Consider the following 20,110-nt stretch of genomic DNA (forward strand, 5'->3'; position numbering starts at 1 on the left):
GGCTTGTGCGGGTGAGGTTGTGCGGGCGTGCGGGTGCGGGTGCTTTTTTGCGGGGCGGGGTGTCAGGCGTCGCGCAGGGGCAGGTGCGCCCGGTCCGTCACGCGGGAGACGGCGATGAGCGTGCCGAGGGCGGTGATGACGGCGTAGAAGGCCGGCATGTTGACGTTGCCCGTGCGGTCGATGAGGTAGGTCATCAGCAGGGGGGCCGTGCCGCCGAAGAGGGCGGAGGAGACGTTGTAGCCGAGGCCGTAGGCGGAGTAGCGCACCCGGGTCGGGAAGAGTTCGACGAGCAGGATGTGGATGACGCCGGTGTGGCCGGCGAACACCACCGCCATGACGCAGGCGCCGATCACCGCGAGGGCCACGTTGCCGGTGCCGATCAGCAGGTAACAGGGGATGCCTACGACGGCCATCGCGACGGCGGAGCCTGCGAGGACCTTCTTGCGGCCGATGCGGTCGGAGAGGCGGCCCATGTAGGGGATGGCGATACAGATCGCGACCAGGCTGGAGGCGGTGACCAGGAGGCCCTGGACCTTCCCGAAGTGCAGCTCGGTGCTCATGAAGGTGGGCATGTAGCTGAACAGGACGTAGTAACCGGAGCCGTTCATCAGGGGGATGAACAGGGCCAGCAGCATCGCGCGCCGGTGCTCGGCGGAGGCGAACGCCTCCTTGAGCGGGTTCTTGGAGAGGCCGTCCTCTTCTTTCAGGCGCGTGAAGTTGGGGGTGTCGCTGATGCGCTTGCGGATGTAGATACCGGCGATGCCCAGCGGTACGGCGAGCAGGAACGGGATGCGCCAGCCCCAGGACTCCATGCGCGCGGAGCCGAGGCCGCTGGTCATCGCGGCGGCGACCAGGGTGCCGGTGAGCAGCGCGAGGAACGAGGCGATCTGCGCGTAGCTGGTGTACAGGCCGCGCTTGCCCTCCGGGGCGTGCTCGGCGAGGAAGCTCATCGCGCCGGAGGCCTCGCCGCCGACGGAGAAGCCCTGGGCGACGCGGAGCAGGATCAGCAGGGCGGGGGCGGCTACGCCGATGCCGGCATAGCTGGGGAGCACGCCGATGGCCGCGGTGGCGGCGCTGATCAGCAGGATGACGAAGACCAGCATGCGTTGGCGGCCGATGCGGTCGCCGAGGTGGCCGCAGATGACGGCGCCGAGGGGGCGGAAGAAGAAGGAGACGGCGTAGCCGAGGAAGACGAGCTGGACGGCGTTGTCGGAGCCGGGGAAGAAGACGGCGGCGAGGGAGCCGGCCATGAAGCCGAAGATGCCGTTGTCGTAGAGCTCGGCGAAGATCCCTACGCAGCCGGCGAGGGTTACCTTGCGGGCGGTTCTGGGGTCGACCGTGTTGGGGAGTGGCTGAGCGGCCACGGTGCTCATGGCTTCTCCTGTCTGGGGGCGGGGTTGGGGGTGGGGCGTTGCGGCTCCGTGCGGGGGCTTCCAGCGGGTTGGCGGGGAGCGGGGTTTGGGTGCGGGTGGGGTTGGGTGCGGGTGGGGATTGTGCGGGTGGGGTGCGTGGGGGGAGCTGTTGTGGAATGTGTGCCGGTCGGTGGGGGCTGGGCGCGCAGTTCCCCGCGCCCCTTCTTGAGTGGGCCTCTGTGAAGAGGTGCGGGGCGTCAAGTGCCCGCAGGCGCCCGGATGCGCAGTGCCTCGAAGGCTGTGTGGACTCTGGTTCTGAGGGTTTCTATTGCGTGGCGTTGGGCGCGGTGGGCTGTGATCGCCTGGTTTACGGTGCGGTGGCGGAAGGTGAGGGATTGGCCGGGGCGGACCTGGCCGAGGGCTGAGAGGCCGGTGGCGGTGACTACGGCCAGGACGGGGTAGCCGGCTGTGACGCCTCGGCCGCGGTGGAGGACCAGGAGTTCGTCGCCTGCGGGGACTTCCACCGCGCCGATGGGGACGCCTCGGGAGAGGACCTCGCCCTGGGTGACGCGGCGGGGCACCGCTCCCTGGAGGCGCAGGCCGATGTGGTTGCTTCGGGGGGTGACCGTGAAGGGGGCGTCGAAGAGCCGCCGGGCCGTGTCGCCGAACTCGGCCCGGTCGGGGCCGTCGGTGACGTCGATGGTCCAGGTGGTGGGGAATGCGGGGACCGGTGCCCTCAGGCGGAACAGGGGGATCCGCGAGAAGGGGTGGTCGATAGGCGGGCAGGCCGTGCGCAGGGTGAGTTCGTCGCCGGCGCTCAGGGCGGGGCCGAAGCCGAGGATCGTGTCGGGGGCGCAGCTGCCCTGGAGGTAGTCGGCCTCGATCGAGCCGAGGACGGCCAGGTAGACGCGGAGGCCCCTGTGGATGCCCGCGACGCGAACTGTGTCGCCTGCCCTGACGGGGATCGGTTCCCATTGCGGGCGTACGACTCCGTCGACGGTGACCTCGGCGGGGGCGCCTGTCACCGCGATGAGGATGTCGGCGGAGGGGACGCAGGCGAAGTCGAGGGCGGTGATCTCCAGGAGCGGGGCTCGGTCGTCGTTGCCGCACAGGACGTTGGCGACGCGGGCCGAGTGCTGGTCGGCGGCTCCGTTGGCGGGCAGGCCGTAGCGGGAGCGGCCTACGCGGCCCAGGTCCTGGACGGTGACGATGCCAGCGGTGCGGATCGTGAGAGTGTCAGCCATGGCGACCTCCCTGGCCCGCCAGGTCTGTCGTGCCCGCCGGGTCCGTGCAGTCCGCCAGGCTCAAGTCGGCGTATTCGGACCACTGTTGGGGCGCGATGGGGACGAACGTGAAGGTGTCGCCGGGGCGGTATGCCGTGATCGGGTCGCTGTGCAGGTCCAGGACGCGTACCGGGGTGCGGCCCAGGAGGGGCCAGCCGCCGGGGGACGGCATCGGGCAGATGACCGCCTGGCGTCCTGCGACCGCGACCGAGCCGGGGGCGACCTTGGTGCGGGGCGAGGCGAGGCGCGGTACCGGTTTCGGGAAGGGCGGGCCGTCCGTCATCGGGGCTCCGGCGGGGGCGCCGAGACAGCGCACGGTGAGGTCGGAGCCGGAGTGCAGGGCGATGATCTCGCCCTCGGTCAGGCCGAGTTGGGCGGCCACCTCGGGGAGGTCGGGGCCGTGCTCGCCGCCGTAGACGACGGGGACGACGAAGCGGCGCGGGGGTGTCGCCGGCGCGGGGTGCGGGCCGAGGCGGGCCGCTTCGTGGGCCAGGACGCGGCGGACGGTGTCGTGGTCGGTGGTGGCGCAGTCGAACTCGACGAGCAGGGCGTCGTAGGTGGGCACCACGTCGTGGACGCCGGTGAGTCGGACGGCGTTCAGGGCGTCGGCGAGGGCGTGGACCAGCTGCCAGGCCGGTTCGGGGGCGAGGCCGACGGCCTTGGAGACGAGGGCGGAGTCGCCGCAGTCGGTGATGGTCACGTTGGTGTGCGGTTCGGGGCAAGTGCCGTTCGTTCCAGGCTTGTTCACGGCGGGGGCCTCCGCGGCAGGGCTGTTCATGTCGGTCACCCCTTGCCGCTCAGGACTGTGTCGAGGGAGGTGATCTGGACGCCCGCGGTGAGGAGTTGCTCGCGGATGCGGGCGGCCAGGGCGATGGCGCCGGGGCTGTCGCCGTGCAACAGGACGGTGTCGCAGGCGACTTGGACGTCCGTGCCGTCGACGCTGCGGATGGCGCCCTCGGTGACCATGCGCAGGGTGCGGCGGGCGACCTCGTCCGGGTCGTGGATCACCGATCCGGGTTCGAAGCGCGGGACGAGGGTGCCGTCGGCGCGGTAGGCGCGGTCCGCGATGCCGACGATGCCGACGCGCAGGCCGCGGGCGCGGGCCGCGTCGGCCAGTTCGCCGTCCTGCGCGAGGACGATGAGCGACTCGTCCAGGGCGGCCACGGCGTCGACGACGGCGCGGGCGTAGTCGGCGCGGACGGCGACCAGGTTGCCGAGGCGGCCGTGCGGGGCGACGTGGCGGACGCGGGTGCCGTGGGCGACGGCGAAGGCCTGGAGGGCGCCGATCTGGTAGAGCACGTCCGTGCGGACCTCGTCCGGGGTGAGGTCCATCGCGCGGCGGCCGAAGCCGACGAGGTCGGGGAAGCTCGGGTGGGCGCCGACGGCCACCTGCCGCGCCACGCAGGTCCGCACGGTGGCGTCCATGATGCGCGGGTCACCGGCATGGAATCCGCAGGCCACATTGGCGGACGTCAGCAACTCCAGAAGGGCCGCGTCGTCGCCCATCGTGTACGCGCCGAATCCCTCACCGAGATCGGCGACGAGATCAACCATGGGAGTCATGACGTCCTCCGGGAGGGAATGCGGAAAGATGGAATTCCGCGCAGGGGAATTCTGGTGGGGGGGAAGGAGATTCCATCACGTCTTCGTGAAACCGGGAGCGGGTGAATGGCCCGGTGTGGATGTTCCGCACAACTTATTCCGCCGGTCGTGTGATCGCCAATATGCGTTCGTTCTGGCGTTATCGCGAACCGTTATGACTCCCCTCACGGCCTCCGCCCATCGGGGCTGTGTTTCGGGGTGATCCCTCCCTACGATGAGGCTTCGCTCCATCTGGAAGGCCCCGCGCATGGACACCAGGCGTCTCTACTCGTTCATCAAGATCATCGACGCGGGGAGCATCACGCGCGCGGCCGACATCCTGCACATCGCGCAGCCGGCCCTGAGCCAGCAACTGTCCGCGCTGGAGGCGCAGTTCGGGCAGCAGCTGCTGATCCGCAGCAAGCGCGGGGTGGCGCCGACCGAGGCGGGCCGCGCGCTGTACCTGCACGCGCAGCTCATCCTCCGGCAGGTGGATCTCGCGCAGGCCGCCGTCGACGTCTCCGGGCGGGCCCCGGCCGGCAGCGTCTCGGTCGGCCTCGCGCCGTACAGCCTGGGCGCGGCCCTCGCCGTACCGCTGCTGAAGGGCGTCCGCGAGCGCTACCCGGACATCCTGCTGCACATCAACGAGAACTTCGGCGGTGTGATCAGCGAGGCGATCATGACAGGCCGCATGGACATGGCCTTCATCTACGGCGCCGGACCGCTGCGGGGTGTGCAGTTCGAGCCGGTGCGGACGGAGGACCTGTTCCTGATCGGCGCGCCCGGTGACACGGCGCCGTCGGGGCGGGGCGAGGTGCGGCTCGAGGAGCTGGCGCGCATGCCGCTGCTGCTGCCGAGCCGTATCCACACGATCCGGCAGGTCGTGGACGCGGCCTTCCAGCAGGCCTCGCTGCCGCTGAACGTGGTGGGCGAGGTCGAGTCCGCGTCGACGCTCGTGCACGCCGTGGACGCGGGGCTCGGCGCGACGGTCCTGCCCTGGTCGGCGGCGCGGGCCATCCTCGACGTCCGCGAGCTGTCCGTGCGGCGGATCGTGGAGCCCGTGATCGCGGTGAAACTGTCCGTGGTCACCTCCGACAACCAGCCGCTCTCGGAGCCCGCGCTGGCCGTGCACGATCTCTTCCTGGAGCTGATCGACGCCGACAGAAACACCGAGGAATAAGGACGGCCAATAGCGTCAGACGAATCCGCTATTTGTTTCCGGTGAGCGCCGCGACTAGCTTTCTTCGAAACCACTTCGAAACAGTTCGCCTGGTCGGCAATACACGGCTCGTCACTGGAGAAGCACATGAAAAAGCGTGTCCTCGCCACCCGTGAGAACCTGCCCGGCAGCGGTCTGGAACGCCTGTCGGAGAACGCGGAGTTGGTGTCCTGGCCCGGCGCCGGGAAGCCGGACGCCGCCGATCTCGCCGCGCTCGCCCCGGGCGTGAGCGGTGTGCTGGCGCTCGGCAACGACCCCGTGGACGCCGCCCTCATGGACGCGGCGGGCCCTTCGCTGCGGGTCGTCGCGCTGGCCAGCATGGGCTTCGACAACGTCGACCGCGCCGCGGCGGCCGAGCGCGGCGTCGTCGTCACGCACACGCCCCGCGTGCTCGCGGAGACGACCGCCGACCTCGCCTTCGCGCTGATCCTCGCCGCCCGCCGCCGCCTCGGCGCGGCGTCCGCGAGCCTCGCGGACGGCGCCTGGGGACTGTTCCGGATGCACGACCACCTCGGCCAGGACATCCACGGAGCCACCCTCGGCCTGGTCGGCTACGGCCAGATCGGCCGCGCGGTCGCCCGCCGGGCCCACGGCTTCGGGATGCGCGTGATCCACCACGACCCGTACGCCCCCGACGACGACCTGTCGACCTCGGTGGGCCTGGCCGCGCTGCTCGCCGACTCCGACGTCGTGTCGCTGCACGTGCCGCTCACCGACGAGACCCGCCATCTGATCTCGGCCCGCGAACTGGCCGCGATGAAGCCGACGGCCACGCTGGTCAGCACCTCGCGCGGCGGAGTGATCGACGAGGCGGCCCTGCTGGACGCCGTGCGCGAGGGGCGGCTGCACTCCGCCGGGCTCGACGTCTTCGAACGGGAGCCGATGGGCACGGAGTTGTCCCCGCTGGTGGCCGAGCCGAACGTGATCACGCTGCCGCACATCGGCTCGGCGACGGAGGCGACCCGGGCCGCGATGGTCGACCTGGCCGTGGACAACATCCTCGACGTGCTCGCCGCACGGCCCGCCCGCACTCCCCTGCCCGGCACCCCGGCGGTGGCGGGCGCACCGGTCGGCGGCTGATCAGCCCGTCTGCGCGCCGGTGAGACCGGCCCACTGCAGCAGGAACCGCAGCGCCTCCTGCGAGGGCGAGTCCGGTGGGGCGGTGTAGGCGACGAGGAACTGCTCCGGGTGCGTGTCGACGGTGAACTGCTGCACGTCCAGGGTGAGTTCGCCGGCGACGGGATGGACGTACGTCTTGGTGAGCTGGCGCGGGCCGCGCACCTGATGCTCGTCCCACCAGGTGCGGAAGTCCCGGTCGTGGGCGAGGAGTTCGGCGATCAGGACGTCAAGTGCCGGGTCGTGCGGGGTGCGGCCCGCCTCCATGCGCAGTACGGCGACGCACTCGCGGGCGGCCCGGGGCCAGTCGGCGTACAGCGCACGGAAGCCGGGGTCGAGGAAGGTGAGCCGGATCAGGTTGCGCCGGGCCGGGGGCACCGCGCCGAAGTCGGTGAGCAGGGCGGTGGCCGCGCGGTTCCAGGCGAGGACGTCCATGCCCCGGTGCAGCACCATCGCGGGGATGTCGTGCATGGTGTCCAGCAACTGCCGTAGCCGCGGGGCGACTTCGGAGCGGTCGGGTAGCCGCGTCGATGCGCCCGGTGCGACCTCGGCCAGCGTGAAGAGGTAGGTGCGCTCGTCCGGGGCGAGATGCAGTGCGTCGGCCAGGGCGTCCAGGACGGCGCGGGAGCCCCGGCGGGTGCGGCCCTGTTCCAGGCGGACGATGTAGTCGACGCTGACGTGCGCGAGGAAGGCCAGCTCCTCCCTGCGCAGTCCTGGCACCCGGCGCAGGCTGCCGTCGTCGGGGAAGCCCGCCTGCCGCGGGTCGCGGTCCGCTCGGCGGGCGCGCAGGAAGTCGCCCAGTTCGTTGCCGGAGGGGGACGGCTCGTCACGGTCTGCCATGGGTCCAGTGTGCTCGGGCCGGCGGGCGCGTGCCTGGTACAGAACCGCATAGGCAGGGCCGTCCCTGGTGGCGCGGGGTGGGGCGGAGCGACGGTGGGGACACGGCCGTCATCCGGCTCCCCCCTTCGCGACTGGAGTGCATCCCCATGCGTACCGATGTCACCTTCCTCAGTGCGGGCCTGAAGCTCGCCGGTCATCTCCACACCCCGGACGGGGAGGCGCGGGGCGGGTCGCCGCGGCCCGCGATCGTGGTCGGGCATCCCGGCACCGGGGTGAAGGAACAGGCCGCCGGGCTGTACGCCCGGCTGCTCGCCGAGCGCGGGTTCGTCACGCTCGCCTTCGACGCTGCCCACCAGGGTGAGAGCGAGGGCGAGCCGCGCGGTCTGGAGGATCCGGGGCAGCGGGTCGAGGACCTCAAGGCCGCCGTGTCCTTCTTGAGCACCCTCGACGAGGTCGACCCGGACCGGATCGGGGCGCTGGGGATCTGCGCCTCCGGCGGCTACGCCCTGGCGGCGGCCGCGACCGACCCGCGCATCCGGGCCGTGGGGGCGGTCAGTGCCGCGGACATCTCACGGCAGTTCCGGCTCGGTGCGGACGGCGCGCAGGACCCGGCCGTCGTGGCGGGCATGCTGGCCGCGGCTTCCGAGGCCCGTACCGCCGAGGCGCGGGGTGCGGACGTCCGGCGTTTCCCGGTGTTCCCGGCCACCGAGGAGGAGGCGCGCGCGGGCGGTCCGCATGTCTACGACGGCTGGGAGTACTACTGCACTCCGCGCGCCCGGCACCCCCGCTCGGCCAAGTCGCTGACCTGGACCAGCGTGGACCGTATCGCCGCCTTCGACGCCTTCGCTTCTGTCGCGCTGATCGCGCCGCGGCCGTTGCTGCTGGTCGTGGGGCGGGCCGCGGTGACGTCCTGGATGAGTGTGGAGGCGTACCAAAAGGCTTACGGGTCAAAGGAGTTGGCGTGGATCGAGGGGGCCTCGCACGTCGATCTCTACGACAAGGAGGAGTACGTGACGCCTGCCGTGGAGAGGCTGGACGGCTTCTTCGCCGCGCACCTGCCGGGGTGATCCAGCGGGCCGTCCTCTCGATCCGGTCGAGCGTGTGATCCGGTAGACAGTCAAAACTGCACAAGTAACTTGGCAAAGTTACTTGTGCAGTTTTACGTTGGGGACATGACCACGAACCCCCCGCAACGGTCCGTCGCGACGGCGCAGCGGCTCAATGACGCGATGGCCCGGCTGCGCGCACGGCTGCGGGCGGAGTCGGGGCAGCACGCGACCGGCCTGACCCTCACGCAGCTCGGCGTGCTGGCGAGCGTCGTACGGGAAGGCCCTGTCACGGCGGCGCGGCTGGCCACGCTGGAGCGGGTCAGCGCGCAGTCCATCGCGCAGAGCCTGGCCGTGCTCAAGGCCGCCGGGCTGGTGCGCAGCGAGCCGGACGCGCAGGACGGCCGGAAGAAGCTGATGAGCGCCGACCCGTCCGCGACGGAGCTGGTCGAGAAGCTGCTCGCGGGCCGCGCCTCCTTCCTGGCCCGGGCCATCGACCAGCTGGTCACCCCGGGCGAGCGCGAGGACGTGGAGAAGGCGATCGAGCTGCTGGAGCGCCTCGCCGACGTCGACCTGAACGCCGACGGCATATGAGGACCGCCCGGACCGACACCGAGACGGCCGCCGACCCGGCGCGCGCCCTCGCGCGCAAGCCCTTCGCGTGGACCTTCACCACCCCGCTCTACGTGGGCGCGGGCCTCAACCCGGTCAACAGCTCGATCATCGCGACGGCGCTGGTGCCGATCGCCACCGAACTGCATGTCCCGGTCGGCAGCACGGCCGTCCTCGTCTCCTCGCTCTATCTGGCCAGCGCGGTGGCGCAGCCCACCGCAGGGAAGCTGGCGGAGGTGCTCGGGGCGCGCCGGATCTTCCTGGCCGGGATCGTGCTGGTGCTGCTCGGCGGGATCGTCGGCGGCCTCGGCCGGAACCTGGCGATGCTGACCGTGGCCCGGGTACTGGTCGGCATCGGCACCTCCGCCGCGTTCCCCTGCGCGATGGTGCTGATCCGGCGCCGCGCCCAGGACGCCGGGCTCGACGCCCCGCCGGGCGGAGTCCTCGGCGGGATCGCCATCGCGGGCATGGCCACCGCGGCCGTGGGACCGCCGATCGGCGGGCTGCTGGTCGGCGCCGCAGGCTGGCGCTGGGCCTTCCTGATCAACATCCCGGTGACGCTGGCGGCGCTGGTGATGGCCGTGCGCTGGCTGCCCGCGGACCCGCCGCTCGACCGCGCGGACCACGGTTTCCGCCGGGTCGCCGACCGGATCGACCTGGCCGGCATCGTCGGATTCGCCGTGTCGATGACCGCGCTGGTCGTCTTCCTGATGGCGCTCCCCCGGATCGAGTGGGTCACGCTCGCCGTCCTCGCCGCGGCCGCGCTGCCCACGGTCTGGTGGGAGCTGCGCAAGCCCGCCCCGTTCTTCGACTTCCGCGGCCTCGCCGCCAACGGCGCGCTCACCCGCACCTATCTGCGCCAGGCCCTCACCCTGCTCGGCACGTACACCGTGATGTACGGCGTGACGCAGTGGATGGAGGCCGCGCACGGGCTGTCCAGCGTGGCGGCGGGACTCCTGCTGCTGCCGATGGGCGCCGTCTCCGCGCTGCTCTCGCGCCCGCTCGCCCGCCGCAATCTGATCCGCGGCCCGCTGGTCGTCGCGGCGGTGACCATGCTGGTCGGCTCGGCCGGGATCATGCTGCTGAACTCGCACAGCCCGGCGATAGCGATCGTGCTGGTGTCCCTGATCTTCGGCGTCGCCTCCGCGACCACCACCGTCGGCAACCAGACCGCCCTCTACCTGGAGGCGCCGCCCGACCAGATAGGCACCGCCTCCGGCCTGTTCAGGACCTTCGGCTACCTCGGGACGATCACCTCCGCCGTGATCGGCGGAATCGTCTTCCGCGCCGGAGTGACCGACCACGGCCTGCACATCCTCGGCCTCGTCCTGGTCGGCGCGGGCCTCGCGGTCCTGCTGCTGACCGTCCTGGACCGCCGTCTGATGAGCCGCACCACCCAGACCACCTGACCGGTACCCCTACCCCCCGAGCAAGACCCCATCAAGGAGAACCTCGCGTGAGCACCACCTCCCTCCCCACGATCACCCCCGAGCGCACCGCCCTGCTGGTCATGGACTTCCAGAACGGCATCGTCCCGATCGCCCCGGACTCCGACGCCCTCGTCGAGCGGGTCAAGGACACCATCGCCGAGGTCCGCGCGGCCGGCGGCACCATCGGCTACGTCCGCGTCGCCTTCACCGAGGACGACTGGTCGGCGATCCCGGACACCAACAAGTCCTTCAGCGCGGTCGCCGCGGCGAAGATGCTGCACCACGAGGACGACGCCACCCAGCTCGACGCCCGGATCGCACCGGAGGAGGGCGACATCGTCGTCCGCAAGATCCGCTACGGCTCCGGCTCGACCACCGATCTCCACGAGCAGTTGAGCGCCCGCGGCATCGACACCCTGGTCCTCGCCGGCATCAGCACCAGCGGCGTGGTCCTGTCCACGGTCATCGACGCGGCCGACCGCGACTACCGCGTCCTGGTCCTCTCCGACGGCGTCGCCGACCCCGACGCCGAGACCCACCGGGTGCTGGTCGAGAAGGTGTTCCCGTCCCGCGCCCACGTCATCGACACCACAGTGCTACGACAGCTGCTGCGCGCCGCCTGATCCGTCGCCCGCCCCGGGGAAGACCACCCGGAGCTTCCGCACCCGTCCGTCCTGGCGGAACATCAGCCACGCCAGGGTGGGCGGGCAGGGGTTGGCGATCCCGGCCGGGGTGACGGCCTCCATCTCCCAGATGGCGATGTCCCGGCTGGCCACGACATGGCGCAGATGCTGGGTCACGCCCTTGTCCCGGGTGCTGCGCATCGCCGGGAAGGGGTGGCATCGTCCGCCGTCCTTGTTGAGGACACCGACGAGTTCGGTCTCCTCGGGCCACAACTCCAGGATCTCGACGGGCAGTTGGCCGCGCATCGCGCCGTCGAGGGTGACCTCGGCCTCCTGGCGGCTGTCCTCGGTGAGCGCGGTGGCGTCGTCGTGTCCGCCGGCCGCGGTGGACAGCAGGACCTGGGCCATCTTCGCCCGGGCCTGGCTGAGCCTGCTGCGCACGGTGCCCACCGGGACCTCGCAGGCCTCGGCGATCTCCTGGTACGAGGTGATCCCGCTGAAGTGCCGCAGCATCAGCACCAGCCGCTGCTGCGGCGGCAGTTCCTCCACCGCGTCCCAGATCCAGTCCCGCATCGCGTGCTGCTCGACGACCCGCTCCGGATGCGAGGGCCCGTCGTCCCGCACGTACACCTGCTCCAGCACGTCGAGCCCGGGCAGCTCCCGCACGGCCCGCAACCGCATCCGGGACGCGTTCCGCACGATCGCCCGCAGCCACGCCCCGACGGCCGCGGGGTCCCGTACGTCACCGATCCGCCGCAGCGCGGTCAACGCGGCGTCCTGTACGGCGTCCTCGGCATCCGGGCCGTGCCCGAGCAGGCTCAACGCGACGGCACGCATGGGTGCCTGATGCCGCGTCAGCAGCAACCCCAGGGCACCGGACTCACCGGCCTGGGCCCTGCGGGTGAGTTCCTCATCCGTGGGACGGTCGAGGGGCACCATGAAGCCTCCATGCACGCACATCACAAGCCCTGCTCCACTGCGGACAGTTGGGGCCCATGCTCCGGGACCCCACTTCTCCCACCCGCCGATGAACGGGAGATGGCCCCCGCGTGGCGGACCGAGGGACCCCTCGCCGAGGAAGATACGCCGCTACGGCTCCTCGTGGACCCCCTCGGCCCGATCGGTCAACCCGCGTCCGTGTCAGGCCTGTTGGACGGACCGGGAGTCGCACTCGGTCCCGGTCTCGATCTCGGTTCCGGTCTCGGGCAGCCAGCTGCCGTGGAAGCCGGACGGGACCGCGTACGGCAGTTCCACGACCGCCTGCACGGAGAGGTCGTAGGCGTCGAGGACGAGGAGTTCACCGGCCGCTCCGTCGTCGTCCGATACGAGTGACATGAGCCAGCCCGCGTCCTCGTCGGTGCCGTCCGGCGCCGGAACGAAGACGGCCTCGCCGGAGTAGCGGCTGCCGGGCGTCTTGTGGACGTCACCGGTCTGGCGCACGAGGTCGTGTTTCGCGATGCCGTCGCCGTTGACCGTGTAGAGGTAGCGGTTCTGGCGCCCGGTGAGGTTCTCGTTGTGGGTGGGGAACTCGGCCTCTCGGTCGTCGAGTTGGGACTCGACGACCCGGCCGGCCACCGGGTCCAGGATCCACCGGTACAGGACGGAGGGGGCCTGGGTGTGCCCCGGTTCACGCACCCCGACCCGACCGTTCGCGACACCGGGAACACCCGCGCCGGCAAGGACGCTCTCGCCGGTGGGGCCGCCGATGTCGCCCCAGACCTTCCGGAACCCGGCGTCGTCGTAGCGCACCGCGTCCAGCACCACACGCCCCTGCGCGTCCTCGTAGGCGTTGCCCACGTGGAAGACGTAGCAGGGGTCGACGTCGAACCACCGGACGTCGGTGGAGCCGTGCTCGCGAGACATGATCCCGATCCGCGCGCCGTACGCGTCCGCCCACCGGTACGGCATGCCGCCGCGCCCGGCCAGGGTGTGGTCGAAGACGACGGGCAGGTCCATCCACACGATGTGGTGCTCGGTGATGGCGAAGTCGTGCATCATCGTCGGCCCGGGCACGTCGATCGGCCGGCTGTCGAGCAGCTCGCCCTCCGGGGTGACCCGGTGGTAGGTGAGATAGGGCGGCGCGAACCCGGTCCCGAACAGATGCAGTTCACCGGTGACCGGGTCCTCCTTCGGGTGCGCGGTCATCGCGGTGGTCAGCTTGCCGCCGAAGTCGTACGGTCCGACGGTCTCCAGCTCCGGGGTGACCCAGTACGGCAGGCCGACCTCGCACAGGGCGAGGACGGTGTCGGCGTGCCGGATCACGTGGGTGTTCGCGGGCGTCGCGGCCAGGTCGACGGTGCCGTCCTGGCGGACGAAGGGGTGACCCTCCAACTCCCGTGTCTTCACCCACCTGTTGCGGTACCACTCGGCCCGCCCGCCGCTCAGCCGGATGCCGTGCAGCATCCCGGGTCCGGTGAACCAGTGCCCGCGGTCCTCACCGGGCAGCGGGTTGGGGCCGTTGCGGAGATAGCGGCCGTCCAGGTCGGGGGGCAGCGTGCCGCGTACGGTCAGCTCGGCGGCGGTGTGCTCCTCGGGGACCGGAGCGAAGCGGCCCTGGAGGTAGAGGGGGGCGGGGGTGTCGTTGGTCATGCGGGGTTCCTTCAAAGGGTCTTAGGGGCTGGCGAGTGGGACGGCCCGGAGGTGGCGGGCAGGTGGGACCCGCCGGACCGGTCAGGGGGATCGCCGAGGGTGTCGTAGACGTGAACTGCCTTGGTACGGGCCGGAGTCGGCTGCGGCGACGGGCGCGGGTCCGGCGCGGGGGTGGTGGCGGGCGCTGGTCCGGCGCCGGGGTGGTGGCGGGCGCTGGTCCGGCGCCGGGGTGGTGGCGGGCGCTGGTCCGGCGCCGGGGTGGTGGCGGCCGGGCCGGTTGCCCCGGCCGCCACGCCTGTCAGCGGATCGGGCTCAAGTGGTGGTGCCGGACGCCGCCTTCGCGATGAACTCGGCGACCTCGGCGGGCTTGGACACGTACACCGCGTGGCTGCCGGCGGTCTCGGTGACCGTCGCACCGGCCCGCTCCGCCATGGCGCGCTGGGCGGGCGGCGGGATCATGCGGTCGTCGGTGGCCACGAGGTAGTGGGTCGGCCTGCTCTGCCAGGCGGGTTCGGTGATGACCCCCGCGAACGCCTCGACTCCCCAGGGGACTTGGGAGTCGGCGAGGAACTCGGCGTCGGCGGCGGGCAGATCACCGGCGAAGGACGCGGCGAACTTCTCCCGGTCGAGGAAGAGGAACCCGTCGACGGGCGGCAGGATCGGCGGCACGGGAGCGCCGGGCGGCGGATCGGCGATGAGGGTGTTCACGGACTCGCCCTTGTCGGGCGCGAACGCGGTGACGTAGACGAGCGCCGAGACGTTCGGGTGGGTGCCGGCCTCGGTGATGACCGCGCCGCCGTAGGAGTGTCCGACGAGTACGGTCGGGCCGTCCTGGGCGTCGAGGACCCGCCGGGTCGTGGCGACGTCGTCCGCCAGGGACAGGGTGGGGTTCTGGACGACGCTGACGCGGTGGCCATCGGCGCGGAGCGCGTCGTAGACGCCCCGCCAGCCCGATCCGTCGACGAATCCGCCGTGCACGAGAACGATGTTCCGCGCTGTGCCGGTTTCCGGTGTGGTGCTCATGATGCGCCAACTCCTTCGTGGGGTGAGTGGGTTGAGTTGGATGAGCGAGATGAGAGGGGTGAGCGGGATGAGCGGGGTGAGCGGGAACGGGGTGAGTGATTCGGTCCCGGGAGGTCGGTCACGTCGTAGACCTGGTAGGGCAGTTGATCGCCCGTTGGGCTACGGGAGGGCCGTCACCGGTGGCTGGGTCTGGGCCTGGGCCAGCAGGCGGGCCTGGGCGCGGGCGGGGTAGACCTTGGTGAAGACGGCGGGGGCGACGAGGCCGATGACGTGGGCGGTGATGCCGACCCAGGCGGGGGCGTCCGCCGCGTTGGCGATGGACAGGCTGACGGCGATGAAGGTGAAGCCGGCCCCCCAGGCGCTGGTGATGTAGTTGTTGACCTGGACGAACTCCGGCATGTCCCAGCACTCGCGCGGGGTCTGCCGCTTGGCGATGCCCAGCGTGAAGGGGCTCCGGACCACCAGACTCCCCCAGGCGGTGGCGGCCAGCCACACGAACGAGATGACGTCGGTGCGGCCGGACAGTGAGGAGTCCGGCTTCGTGACGGAGACGGCGCCGATCACGACGAAGTACGCGAGGGTGCTGATCTCCAGGACCAGGGCGTCGAAGCCGACCCCGCGGCGCCGGTCGTTCAGCATCATCAGCAGTCCCGTGACGAGACCGCCGAGGGCGCCCCAGCGCCAGTCGAAGGAGGAGAGGACGCCGGCGACGATCCAGGGGGCGAATCCGGGCAGATAAGCCAACATTGATTGTTTCCTCGGTGGAGTGGAGTGGACGCCGACTAGATGCATGGCGGCCCTCGAAGTTCGAACCTGGCGATGTGATGCCGGTCACATGGATGGCGAGTGCCTACTGGACGCTCGGCGCGCTAAACGGATAGATCTATCCACTTAATGTAGGGTGGTGAGCAAGACCTGTCGAGAGGAATCGTGAGGAGTGGTGATGGAAGTTCCGATGTCACGCAAGATCTGGCTGCCGCTGGGGGCCGCCGTCCTGGTGCTGAACGCGGTGCAGTGGGTGGTGTCCGAGGCGGTCGCCGCGGGCGCTTGGACCAGCCCGGCCTACAGCTACGCCACGAACTACATCAGCGACCTGGGCGTCACGGACTGCGGCACGACCTTCCAGGACCGCACCATCTGCTCGCCGGATCACGCGCTGATGAACACGTCGTTCATCGTCCAGGGGATCCTGTTCGCCGCCGGGGTGATCCTGCTGGCGGTGCCTCTGCTCACGGGCCGTGTGCGCCGCGTCGTCATCGCCCTGGCGGGCGCGCACGCGGTGGGCTTCCTGCTGGTCGGCCTGTTCCACGGCTCCGCGGACGGCGCGAGCTACAGCCTGGGGCTGCACGTCGGCGGTGCGTCGGTCGCCATCCTGTGCGCGAACATGATCGTGATCATGGCGGGCTCGTTGAAGAGCCTCCAACTGCCGCGCGTGTACCGGGTGTTCAGCATCGCGGTCGGCGTGCTCGGCCTGCTGAGCGAGGCGGGCGTGGGCGTCTCGACGAGTACGGCCGGGATCTTCGAGCGGGGCGGTGTGTACTCGTGGCTGCTGTGGAGCGTCGTGACGGGTGTGGCGGTGCTGGTCAGGCGGGCCCGCCGCCCGGCCGAGGCGCGGATCCCGGAGAATGTCCCGGCGTGAGCCCCGATACGCAACGCCCGCTGCGAGCGGACGCGGAACGAAACCGCCGCCTCATCATGACGACGGCCGACCGGCTGTTCGCCCAGCGGCGGTCCGTCGTCCCCCTCAACGAGATCGCCCGCGAGGCGGGCCTCGGCGTGGGCACGGTCTACCGCCGCTTCCCCGACCTCCAGTCCCTGATCGACGCCCTGTTCACGGAACGCTTCACGGTCTTCCTGCACCTCGCGACCACATCGGCGGCCCACGAGGACCCGGCGGAAGCGCTACGCCACTACCTTCTCAACGCGGCCCAACTCCGCGCCGGTGACCGCGCCTTGGAGGTCATCATGGCCAACGCGAGCGTCGGCACGGCCCCGATCGCCCGGACCCGCGACGAACTCGGCCGCCTCGTCGACTCCCTCGCGGAACGAGCGGTGGCGGCGGGCGCCGTCCGCAAGGACTTCGCCAGCGCGGACGTCTACGCCTACCTCTACATGATCGGCGCGGTCGCCGACCAGACGAACGAGGTCGCACCGGATGCGTGGCGGCGGTACGCGGAGGTGCTGATGGTGGGGTTCGGGCTGTCGCCGTCACCTGCGGAACGGGGGGCGGCGATGACGGACGAGCAGCTGCTGGGGAGCTGGCCGAAGCCGGTGGGCGAGCAGGGGTAGCAGGGGTCGGGGCGACCGAAGGCCAGTCGTCCCTCTCCACGCCCCAGAAGTCCTCCAGGTCGGTGATCGACCAGCGGTGCAGGGTGGGGCAGTCGGCGAGGCCGGCCCCGACACTCCGACGCCCGGCGGCTCAGCGGCCGAAGTCCGCGATCTTCCTTGTGCCCCTTGGCCACCTTCGCCGCCTCCTGGCAGACCATCGTTCAGGCAGGCTCCGCACTCCGGCTGTTCATCCCGCGCGCGTCATGGCCGCCGGGGCAGCCCGGACGCCGCCTCCCGGACGTGGTCCAGCGCCGCGTCCAGCGCGGCCAGGTCCTGCGGGGTGAAGCCGTCGAAGACTTTTCGCAGGTTGCGGGCGTGCACGACGGCCGCCCGGTCGAGTACGTCGCGCCCGGTGGCGGTGATGCCCGCGTAGGAGACCCGCCGGTCCGTGGGGCACGGGCGCCGCTCGACGTATCCCGCCACCTGCATGCGGTCCACCAGGCGGGTCACGCCGCTGGTGGTGAGGGCGATCTGGTCGGCCAGGGAGCTCATCGTCAGCTGTTCCCCCTCCGAGCGGGCCAGGCGGATGAGCACCTCGAACCAGACGTGCGGCAGCCCCGTCTCGGACTCCATGGCCGCTCCGAGCCACTGCTCAAGCCGGCTGTACGCCTCGGCCAGGCGGCCGAACGTAGTGATCAGAGGGTCGTCGATGGGGGTCACGGAAGACATGACGACCATCTTACCTTCCAAAAGGTTGCCTAGTCAGATATTGCGCCGTCAAGCGTCGATAGTTACTGTGTCAATATCTGACTAGTCAAAGAACTGGAGGCTGTCATGCGTGTCGCGATCATCGGAGCGGGCACCGTGGGCTCCGCTCCCGGCAAGGCCGCGGTGACCGCCGGACATACGGTGTCCGTGTCGGCGACCAGCCCGAAGAAGGCCGCCGCGGTAGGGGCGACCGAAGCCGCGCAGACCCTCCAGCGCAACCTGCCGAACATCCCCGTGGTCAAGGCCTTCAGCACCGTCTCTGCCGGACGCCTCGGCAACCCCGTCGAGCAGGGCCGTCATGTCCACTGACGACGACATGTCGATTCACCGTTCGGGGCGCCGATCGCGGTGACCCGAGGCGACGCGGTGGCTCCGCTCGTCGTGCTGCTGCACGGCCGCGGCTCGCGCGAGACCGAGATCATGGCGCTCGCCGACGCGCTGCCTCCTGAACTGGCGTACGCCGCAGTGCGCGCACCCATCGCCGAGGGCCCGGGTTTCGCCTGGTTCGCCAACCGCGGTATCGGCCGCCCGGTACCTGAGTCCCTGCGGGCGGCCATGCACTGGTTCAACGCCTGGCTCGACGGGGTCGCTCCACCCGGTCGCCCCGTCCTGCTCGTCGGCTTCAGCGGCGGCGCCGCCTTCGCGGGCGGTCTCGTCCTGGACAACCCCGACCACTTCGCCGGAGCCGCGATCCTCTACGGCACCCTCCCTTTCGACGCGGGCGTGCCCACGGAGGCCGCGCGACTGGCCGGGGTGCCGGTGTTCGTCGCCCAGGGCGAGCGCGACCACGTCATCCCGCGGGACCTCCTCGACCGCACGTGGCAGTACCTGACCGAGGAGTCCGGGGCCCCGACGGTCGCCAGGCGGGACCCCGTGGGTCACACACTCGCCCCTGGCGCACTGGTCGGCCTCGCCGGCTGGCTCGCGGAGCGGGCCGGCTACATCGCCCGTCATGGATTTCCCGGCAGGGAGCCGGCCCGTCGGCCGGCCCTCTCCGATGAGCCGACCCTCTGCGAGGAGCTTCCCGACCGCGCCGGGTCGAGGCCGCGCGTCAGTGTGACGATTCCCCAGCAGCAGCTGACCGACAACGCACCACCTGAGCTGCAGGAGAAGTTGTTCGCCCGGCTGAGCGCACTCGTCGGCGTCGACACCGGACAGTCGGCGATATCCGTGCCGGGCGCGCGAGGGTTCATGCTCTCGCCGGCCACCGCCACCGGTCCTGCGCAGGCGTTTCTCGTGCCGAGGGCCAGGGAGTTCGCTCACCTGCACCCCGGACACGACGGCTCACTCCACGTGGCGCTGCCGGCCGGCCTGGCGGCCGACGTGATCCGGCACGGATGGGCCACGGCGCATCCGCTCGCCGGGATCAGGCTGACTCCGGGCATGGTGCTGGTCTACGGGCCCCGAGACGAGCATGAACTCGACGTCGTCACGGCGATCGTGAGCGCCAGTCACGCCTGGGCCACGGGGAAGTCAACCCCGGCCGCCGCCTAGCAGAGCGCCGGGGACTCCCCCACCCCTTCACTTTCCGGCCGGGCCGTCACGGCCCTGGGCCTGCCTCCGCAGGTCACCGTCAGCGCTCGTCACGAGCGTTCATCACGAGAATGAGGACTCACCATGGAGCGTCGTTCCATGCTCAAGGGCGGAGCCGCCGCCGCGTTCGGTGCGCTCGCCATCACCGCTGCGACGAGCGGGGAAAGTCTGGCGCAGGCGGCCACGCGATACCCGGGTCTGCTCCCGGACCCGGCCACCACGCCGGTGCCGAACCCGCCCTACCCCCACAACCTGACCCGTGCCGAGCGCAAGCACCTGGAAACCTTCGACGAACTGGACTTCGAGGTGTTCACCCACGCCGACTGGGCGCGCCTGGGCGAGAGCCACGCGCAGCACATCCGCGTGCACTGGCCCGACGGGCACTACACCGACGGTATCGACCAGCACATAGCCGACCTCGCCGCGATGTTCGTATGGGCGCCCGACACCCGCATCCACTCGCACCCCCTGCGGGTCGCGAAGGACGAACTGACCTGTGTCACCGGCGTGATGGAGGGCACCTTCACCCGCCCCATGCCGGACGGGAAGGGCGGCTTCATCCAGCCGACCGGCAAGAAGTACGCCATCAACATGGCCACGGTCGGCATCTGGAATCGCCGGGGCACCATGGACGAGGAGTTCCTGTTCTGGGACAACCAGACCTTCTACGGGCAGATCGGCCTCGGCTGAGCCGGTGAGCGCGAGTCGGCCCGGCAGCGATCGGGTCGACCGCAACCGCGACGCGTAGCTGGTGGCGGCTGGGGCGAGGATGCCAACCTCGGCTCCCGGCCGACCACCGGTCCGCGGCTCACTGGCCGCTGCGTGGG

General features: G+C 71.1%; 21 protein-coding genes. 11 read left to right on the forward strand and 10 right to left on the reverse strand.

From position 1 onward, the window contains the following. Positions 1 to 62: 62 nt before the first annotated feature. The 4 genes from OHT77_RS11625 to OHT77_RS11640 all read right to left on the reverse strand — a co-directional run bounded on the left by OHT77_RS11625 (position 63) and on the right by OHT77_RS11640 (position 4,198). Entirely contained in the window at positions 63 to 1,373 is a 1,311-nt protein-coding gene (locus OHT77_RS11625; protein WP_328828189.1) for an MFS transporter, read from the reverse strand. A 236-nt stretch (positions 1,374 to 1,609) separates the two neighbouring features. After that, positions 1,610 to 2,596 (reverse strand): biotin-dependent carboxyltransferase family protein, encoded by a 987-nt coding sequence (locus OHT77_RS11630; RefSeq protein ID WP_328828190.1) that lies wholly within the window; start codon positions 2,594 to 2,596, stop codon positions 1,610 to 1,612. Continuing rightward, positions 2,589 to 3,413, reverse strand: coding sequence for a 5-oxoprolinase subunit B family protein (locus tag OHT77_RS11635; protein ID WP_328828191.1), 825 nt, complete (start codon positions 3,411 to 3,413; stop codon positions 2,589 to 2,591). The genes OHT77_RS11630 and OHT77_RS11635 overlap by 8 nt, the downstream gene beginning before the upstream one ends. A 5-nt stretch (positions 3,414 to 3,418) precedes the next feature. Continuing rightward, complete coding sequence (locus OHT77_RS11640; RefSeq protein WP_328828192.1) at positions 3,419 to 4,198, reverse strand: LamB/YcsF family protein; 780 nt, start codon at positions 4,196 to 4,198, stop codon at positions 3,419 to 3,421. Between the two features lie 286 nt (positions 4,199 to 4,484). Here OHT77_RS11640 and nac point away from each other — a divergent pair, with 286 nt between their 5' ends. Continuing rightward, entirely contained in the window at positions 4,485 to 5,396 is a 912-nt protein-coding gene (gene nac / locus OHT77_RS11645; protein ID WP_328828196.1) for a nitrogen assimilation transcriptional regulator NAC, read from the forward strand. 126 nt (positions 5,397 to 5,522) lie between these two features. Beyond that, entirely contained in the window at positions 5,523 to 6,515 is a 993-nt protein-coding gene (locus OHT77_RS11650) for a 2-hydroxyacid dehydrogenase (protein WP_328828197.1), read from the forward strand. On the opposite strand, the gene OHT77_RS11655 is transcribed toward OHT77_RS11650, so the two are convergent. Beyond that, a complete protein-coding gene (locus OHT77_RS11655; RefSeq protein WP_328828200.1) occupies positions 6,516 to 7,391 on the reverse strand; it encodes a helix-turn-helix domain-containing protein in 876 nt (291 codons plus the stop codon). A 146-nt stretch (positions 7,392 to 7,537) separates the two neighbouring features. On the opposite strand from OHT77_RS11655, the gene OHT77_RS11660 reads away from it, so the two are divergent. The 4 genes from OHT77_RS11660 to OHT77_RS11675 all read left to right on the forward strand — a co-directional run bounded on the left by OHT77_RS11660 (position 7,538) and on the right by OHT77_RS11675 (position 11,102). Further along, positions 7,538 to 8,458 (forward strand): alpha/beta hydrolase, encoded by a 921-nt coding sequence (locus OHT77_RS11660; protein WP_328828201.1) that lies wholly within the window; start codon positions 7,538 to 7,540, stop codon positions 8,456 to 8,458. Positions 8,459 to 8,563: 105 nt separating this feature from the next. Further along, positions 8,564 to 9,031 carry a MarR family winged helix-turn-helix transcriptional regulator gene (locus tag OHT77_RS11665; protein ID WP_328828202.1) on the forward strand — a complete coding sequence of 156 codons (468 nt, stop codon included), beginning with the start codon at positions 8,564 to 8,566 and terminating at the stop codon, positions 9,029 to 9,031. Further along, entirely contained in the window at positions 9,028 to 10,458 is a 1,431-nt protein-coding gene (locus tag OHT77_RS11670) for an MFS transporter (protein ID WP_328828204.1), read from the forward strand. The genes OHT77_RS11665 and OHT77_RS11670 overlap by 4 nt, the downstream gene beginning before the upstream one ends. Before the next feature lie 47 nt (positions 10,459 to 10,505). Then, positions 10,506 to 11,102, forward strand: a complete 597-nt coding sequence (locus tag OHT77_RS11675) for a cysteine hydrolase family protein (protein WP_328828205.1) — start codon at positions 10,506 to 10,508, stop codon at positions 11,100 to 11,102. Here the strand turns inward: OHT77_RS11675 and OHT77_RS11680 are convergent. The 4 genes from OHT77_RS11680 to OHT77_RS11695 all read right to left on the reverse strand — a co-directional run bounded on the left by OHT77_RS11680 (position 11,076) and on the right by OHT77_RS11695 (position 15,461). After that, entirely contained in the window at positions 11,076 to 12,041 is a 966-nt protein-coding gene (locus OHT77_RS11680) for an RNA polymerase sigma factor (RefSeq protein ID WP_328828206.1), read from the reverse strand. The two genes, OHT77_RS11675 and OHT77_RS11680, sit on opposite strands and share 27 nt — an antisense overlap. A gap of 201 nt (positions 12,042 to 12,242) precedes the next feature. Then, positions 12,243 to 13,691, reverse strand: coding sequence for a carotenoid oxygenase family protein (locus tag OHT77_RS11685; protein ID WP_328828207.1), 1,449 nt, complete (start codon positions 13,689 to 13,691; stop codon positions 12,243 to 12,245). 312 nt (positions 13,692 to 14,003) lie between these two features. Continuing rightward, on the reverse strand, positions 14,004 to 14,714 hold the full coding sequence (locus OHT77_RS11690; protein WP_328828208.1) for an alpha/beta fold hydrolase: 711 nt from the start codon (positions 14,712 to 14,714) through the stop codon (positions 14,004 to 14,006). 159 nt (positions 14,715 to 14,873) lie between these two features. After that, the gene (locus OHT77_RS11695; protein ID WP_328828210.1) at positions 14,874 to 15,461 is read right to left on the reverse strand and encodes a hypothetical protein; all 588 of its coding nucleotides are present in this window, start codon (positions 15,459 to 15,461) and stop codon (positions 14,874 to 14,876) included. Between the two features lie 208 nt (positions 15,462 to 15,669). Here OHT77_RS11695 and OHT77_RS11700 point away from each other — a divergent pair, with 208 nt between their 5' ends. Both OHT77_RS11700 and OHT77_RS11705 read left to right on the forward strand, forming a co-directional pair. Next, positions 15,670 to 16,353 carry a DUF998 domain-containing protein gene (locus OHT77_RS11700; RefSeq protein ID WP_328828211.1) on the forward strand — a complete coding sequence of 228 codons (684 nt, stop codon included), beginning with the start codon at positions 15,670 to 15,672 and terminating at the stop codon, positions 16,351 to 16,353. After that, entirely contained in the window at positions 16,350 to 17,003 is a 654-nt protein-coding gene (locus OHT77_RS11705) for a TetR/AcrR family transcriptional regulator (RefSeq protein ID WP_328828212.1), read from the forward strand. Before OHT77_RS11700 ends, OHT77_RS11705 begins: the two co-directional genes overlap by 4 nt. A gap of 240 nt (positions 17,004 to 17,243) precedes the next feature. Here the strand turns inward: OHT77_RS11705 and OHT77_RS11710 are convergent, their stop codons facing one another. Then, the gene (locus OHT77_RS11710; RefSeq protein WP_328828213.1) at positions 17,244 to 17,711 is read right to left on the reverse strand and encodes a MarR family winged helix-turn-helix transcriptional regulator; all 468 of its coding nucleotides are present in this window, start codon (positions 17,709 to 17,711) and stop codon (positions 17,244 to 17,246) included. Positions 17,712 to 17,816: 105 nt separating this feature from the next. On the opposite strand from OHT77_RS11710, the gene OHT77_RS11715 reads away from it, so the two are divergent. The 3 genes from OHT77_RS11715 to OHT77_RS11725 all read left to right on the forward strand — a co-directional run bounded on the left by OHT77_RS11715 (position 17,817) and on the right by OHT77_RS11725 (position 19,973). Then, the gene (locus OHT77_RS11715) at positions 17,817 to 18,059 is read left to right on the forward strand and encodes an NAD(P)-binding domain-containing protein (protein WP_328828214.1); all 243 of its coding nucleotides are present in this window, start codon (positions 17,817 to 17,819) and stop codon (positions 18,057 to 18,059) included. A gap of 57 nt (positions 18,060 to 18,116) precedes the next feature. Next, positions 18,117 to 19,244 (forward strand): luciferase domain-containing protein, encoded by a 1,128-nt coding sequence (locus OHT77_RS11720; protein WP_328828216.1) that lies wholly within the window; start codon positions 18,117 to 18,119, stop codon positions 19,242 to 19,244. 123 nt (positions 19,245 to 19,367) lie between these two features. Beyond that, the gene (locus OHT77_RS11725) at positions 19,368 to 19,973 is read left to right on the forward strand and encodes an ester cyclase (RefSeq protein WP_328828219.1); all 606 of its coding nucleotides are present in this window, start codon (positions 19,368 to 19,370) and stop codon (positions 19,971 to 19,973) included. Positions 19,974 to 20,110 lie beyond the last annotated feature (137 nt).

The sequence above is a fragment of the Streptomyces sp. NBC_00252 genome (genome assembly GCF_036187565.1).
GTDB lineage: Bacteria > Actinomycetota > Actinomycetes > Streptomycetales > Streptomycetaceae > Streptomyces.

What these genes read in the sequence shown, in the direction of transcription:
- OHT77_RS11625 (WP_328828189.1), bottom strand. Translation starts at nt 1,373, where the DNA reads ATGAGCACCGTGGCCGCTCAGCCACTCCCCAACACGGTCGACCCCAGA.
- OHT77_RS11630 (WP_328828190.1), bottom strand. Translation starts at nt 2,596, where the DNA reads ATGGCTGACACTCTCACGATCCGCACCGCTGGCATCGTCACCGTCCAG.
- OHT77_RS11635 (WP_328828191.1), bottom strand. Translation starts at nt 3,413, where the DNA reads ATGAACAGCCCTGCCGCGGAGGCCCCCGCCGTGAACAAGCCTGGAACG.
- OHT77_RS11640 (WP_328828192.1), bottom strand. Translation starts at nt 4,198, where the DNA reads ATGACTCCCATGGTTGATCTCGTCGCCGATCTCGGTGAGGGATTCGGC.
- nac (WP_328828196.1), top strand. Translation starts at nt 4,485, where the DNA reads ATGGACACCAGGCGTCTCTACTCGTTCATCAAGATCATCGACGCGGGG.
- OHT77_RS11650 (WP_328828197.1), top strand. Translation starts at nt 5,523, where the DNA reads ATGAAAAAGCGTGTCCTCGCCACCCGTGAGAACCTGCCCGGCAGCGGT.
- OHT77_RS11655 (WP_328828200.1), bottom strand. Translation starts at nt 7,391, where the DNA reads ATGGCAGACCGTGACGAGCCGTCCCCCTCCGGCAACGAACTGGGCGAC.
- OHT77_RS11660 (WP_328828201.1), top strand. Translation starts at nt 7,538, where the DNA reads ATGCGTACCGATGTCACCTTCCTCAGTGCGGGCCTGAAGCTCGCCGGT.
- OHT77_RS11665 (WP_328828202.1), top strand. Translation starts at nt 8,564, where the DNA reads ATGACCACGAACCCCCCGCAACGGTCCGTCGCGACGGCGCAGCGGCTC.
- OHT77_RS11670 (WP_328828204.1), top strand. Translation starts at nt 9,028, where the DNA reads ATGAGGACCGCCCGGACCGACACCGAGACGGCCGCCGACCCGGCGCGC.
- OHT77_RS11680 (WP_328828206.1), bottom strand. Translation starts at nt 12,041, where the DNA reads ATGGTGCCCCTCGACCGTCCCACGGATGAGGAACTCACCCGCAGGGCC.
- OHT77_RS11685 (WP_328828207.1), bottom strand. Translation starts at nt 13,691, where the DNA reads ATGACCAACGACACCCCCGCCCCCCTCTACCTCCAGGGCCGCTTCGCT.
- OHT77_RS11690 (WP_328828208.1), bottom strand. Translation starts at nt 14,714, where the DNA reads ATGAGCACCACACCGGAAACCGGCACAGCGCGGAACATCGTTCTCGTG.
- OHT77_RS11695 (WP_328828210.1), bottom strand. Translation starts at nt 15,461, where the DNA reads ATGTTGGCTTATCTGCCCGGATTCGCCCCCTGGATCGTCGCCGGCGTC.
- OHT77_RS11700 (WP_328828211.1), top strand. Translation starts at nt 15,670, where the DNA reads ATGTCACGCAAGATCTGGCTGCCGCTGGGGGCCGCCGTCCTGGTGCTG.
- OHT77_RS11710 (WP_328828213.1), bottom strand. Translation starts at nt 17,711, where the DNA reads ATGTCTTCCGTGACCCCCATCGACGACCCTCTGATCACTACGTTCGGC.
- OHT77_RS11715 (WP_328828214.1), top strand. Translation starts at nt 17,817, where the DNA reads ATGCGTGTCGCGATCATCGGAGCGGGCACCGTGGGCTCCGCTCCCGGC.
- OHT77_RS11725 (WP_328828219.1), top strand. Translation starts at nt 19,368, where the DNA reads ATGGAGCGTCGTTCCATGCTCAAGGGCGGAGCCGCCGCCGCGTTCGGT.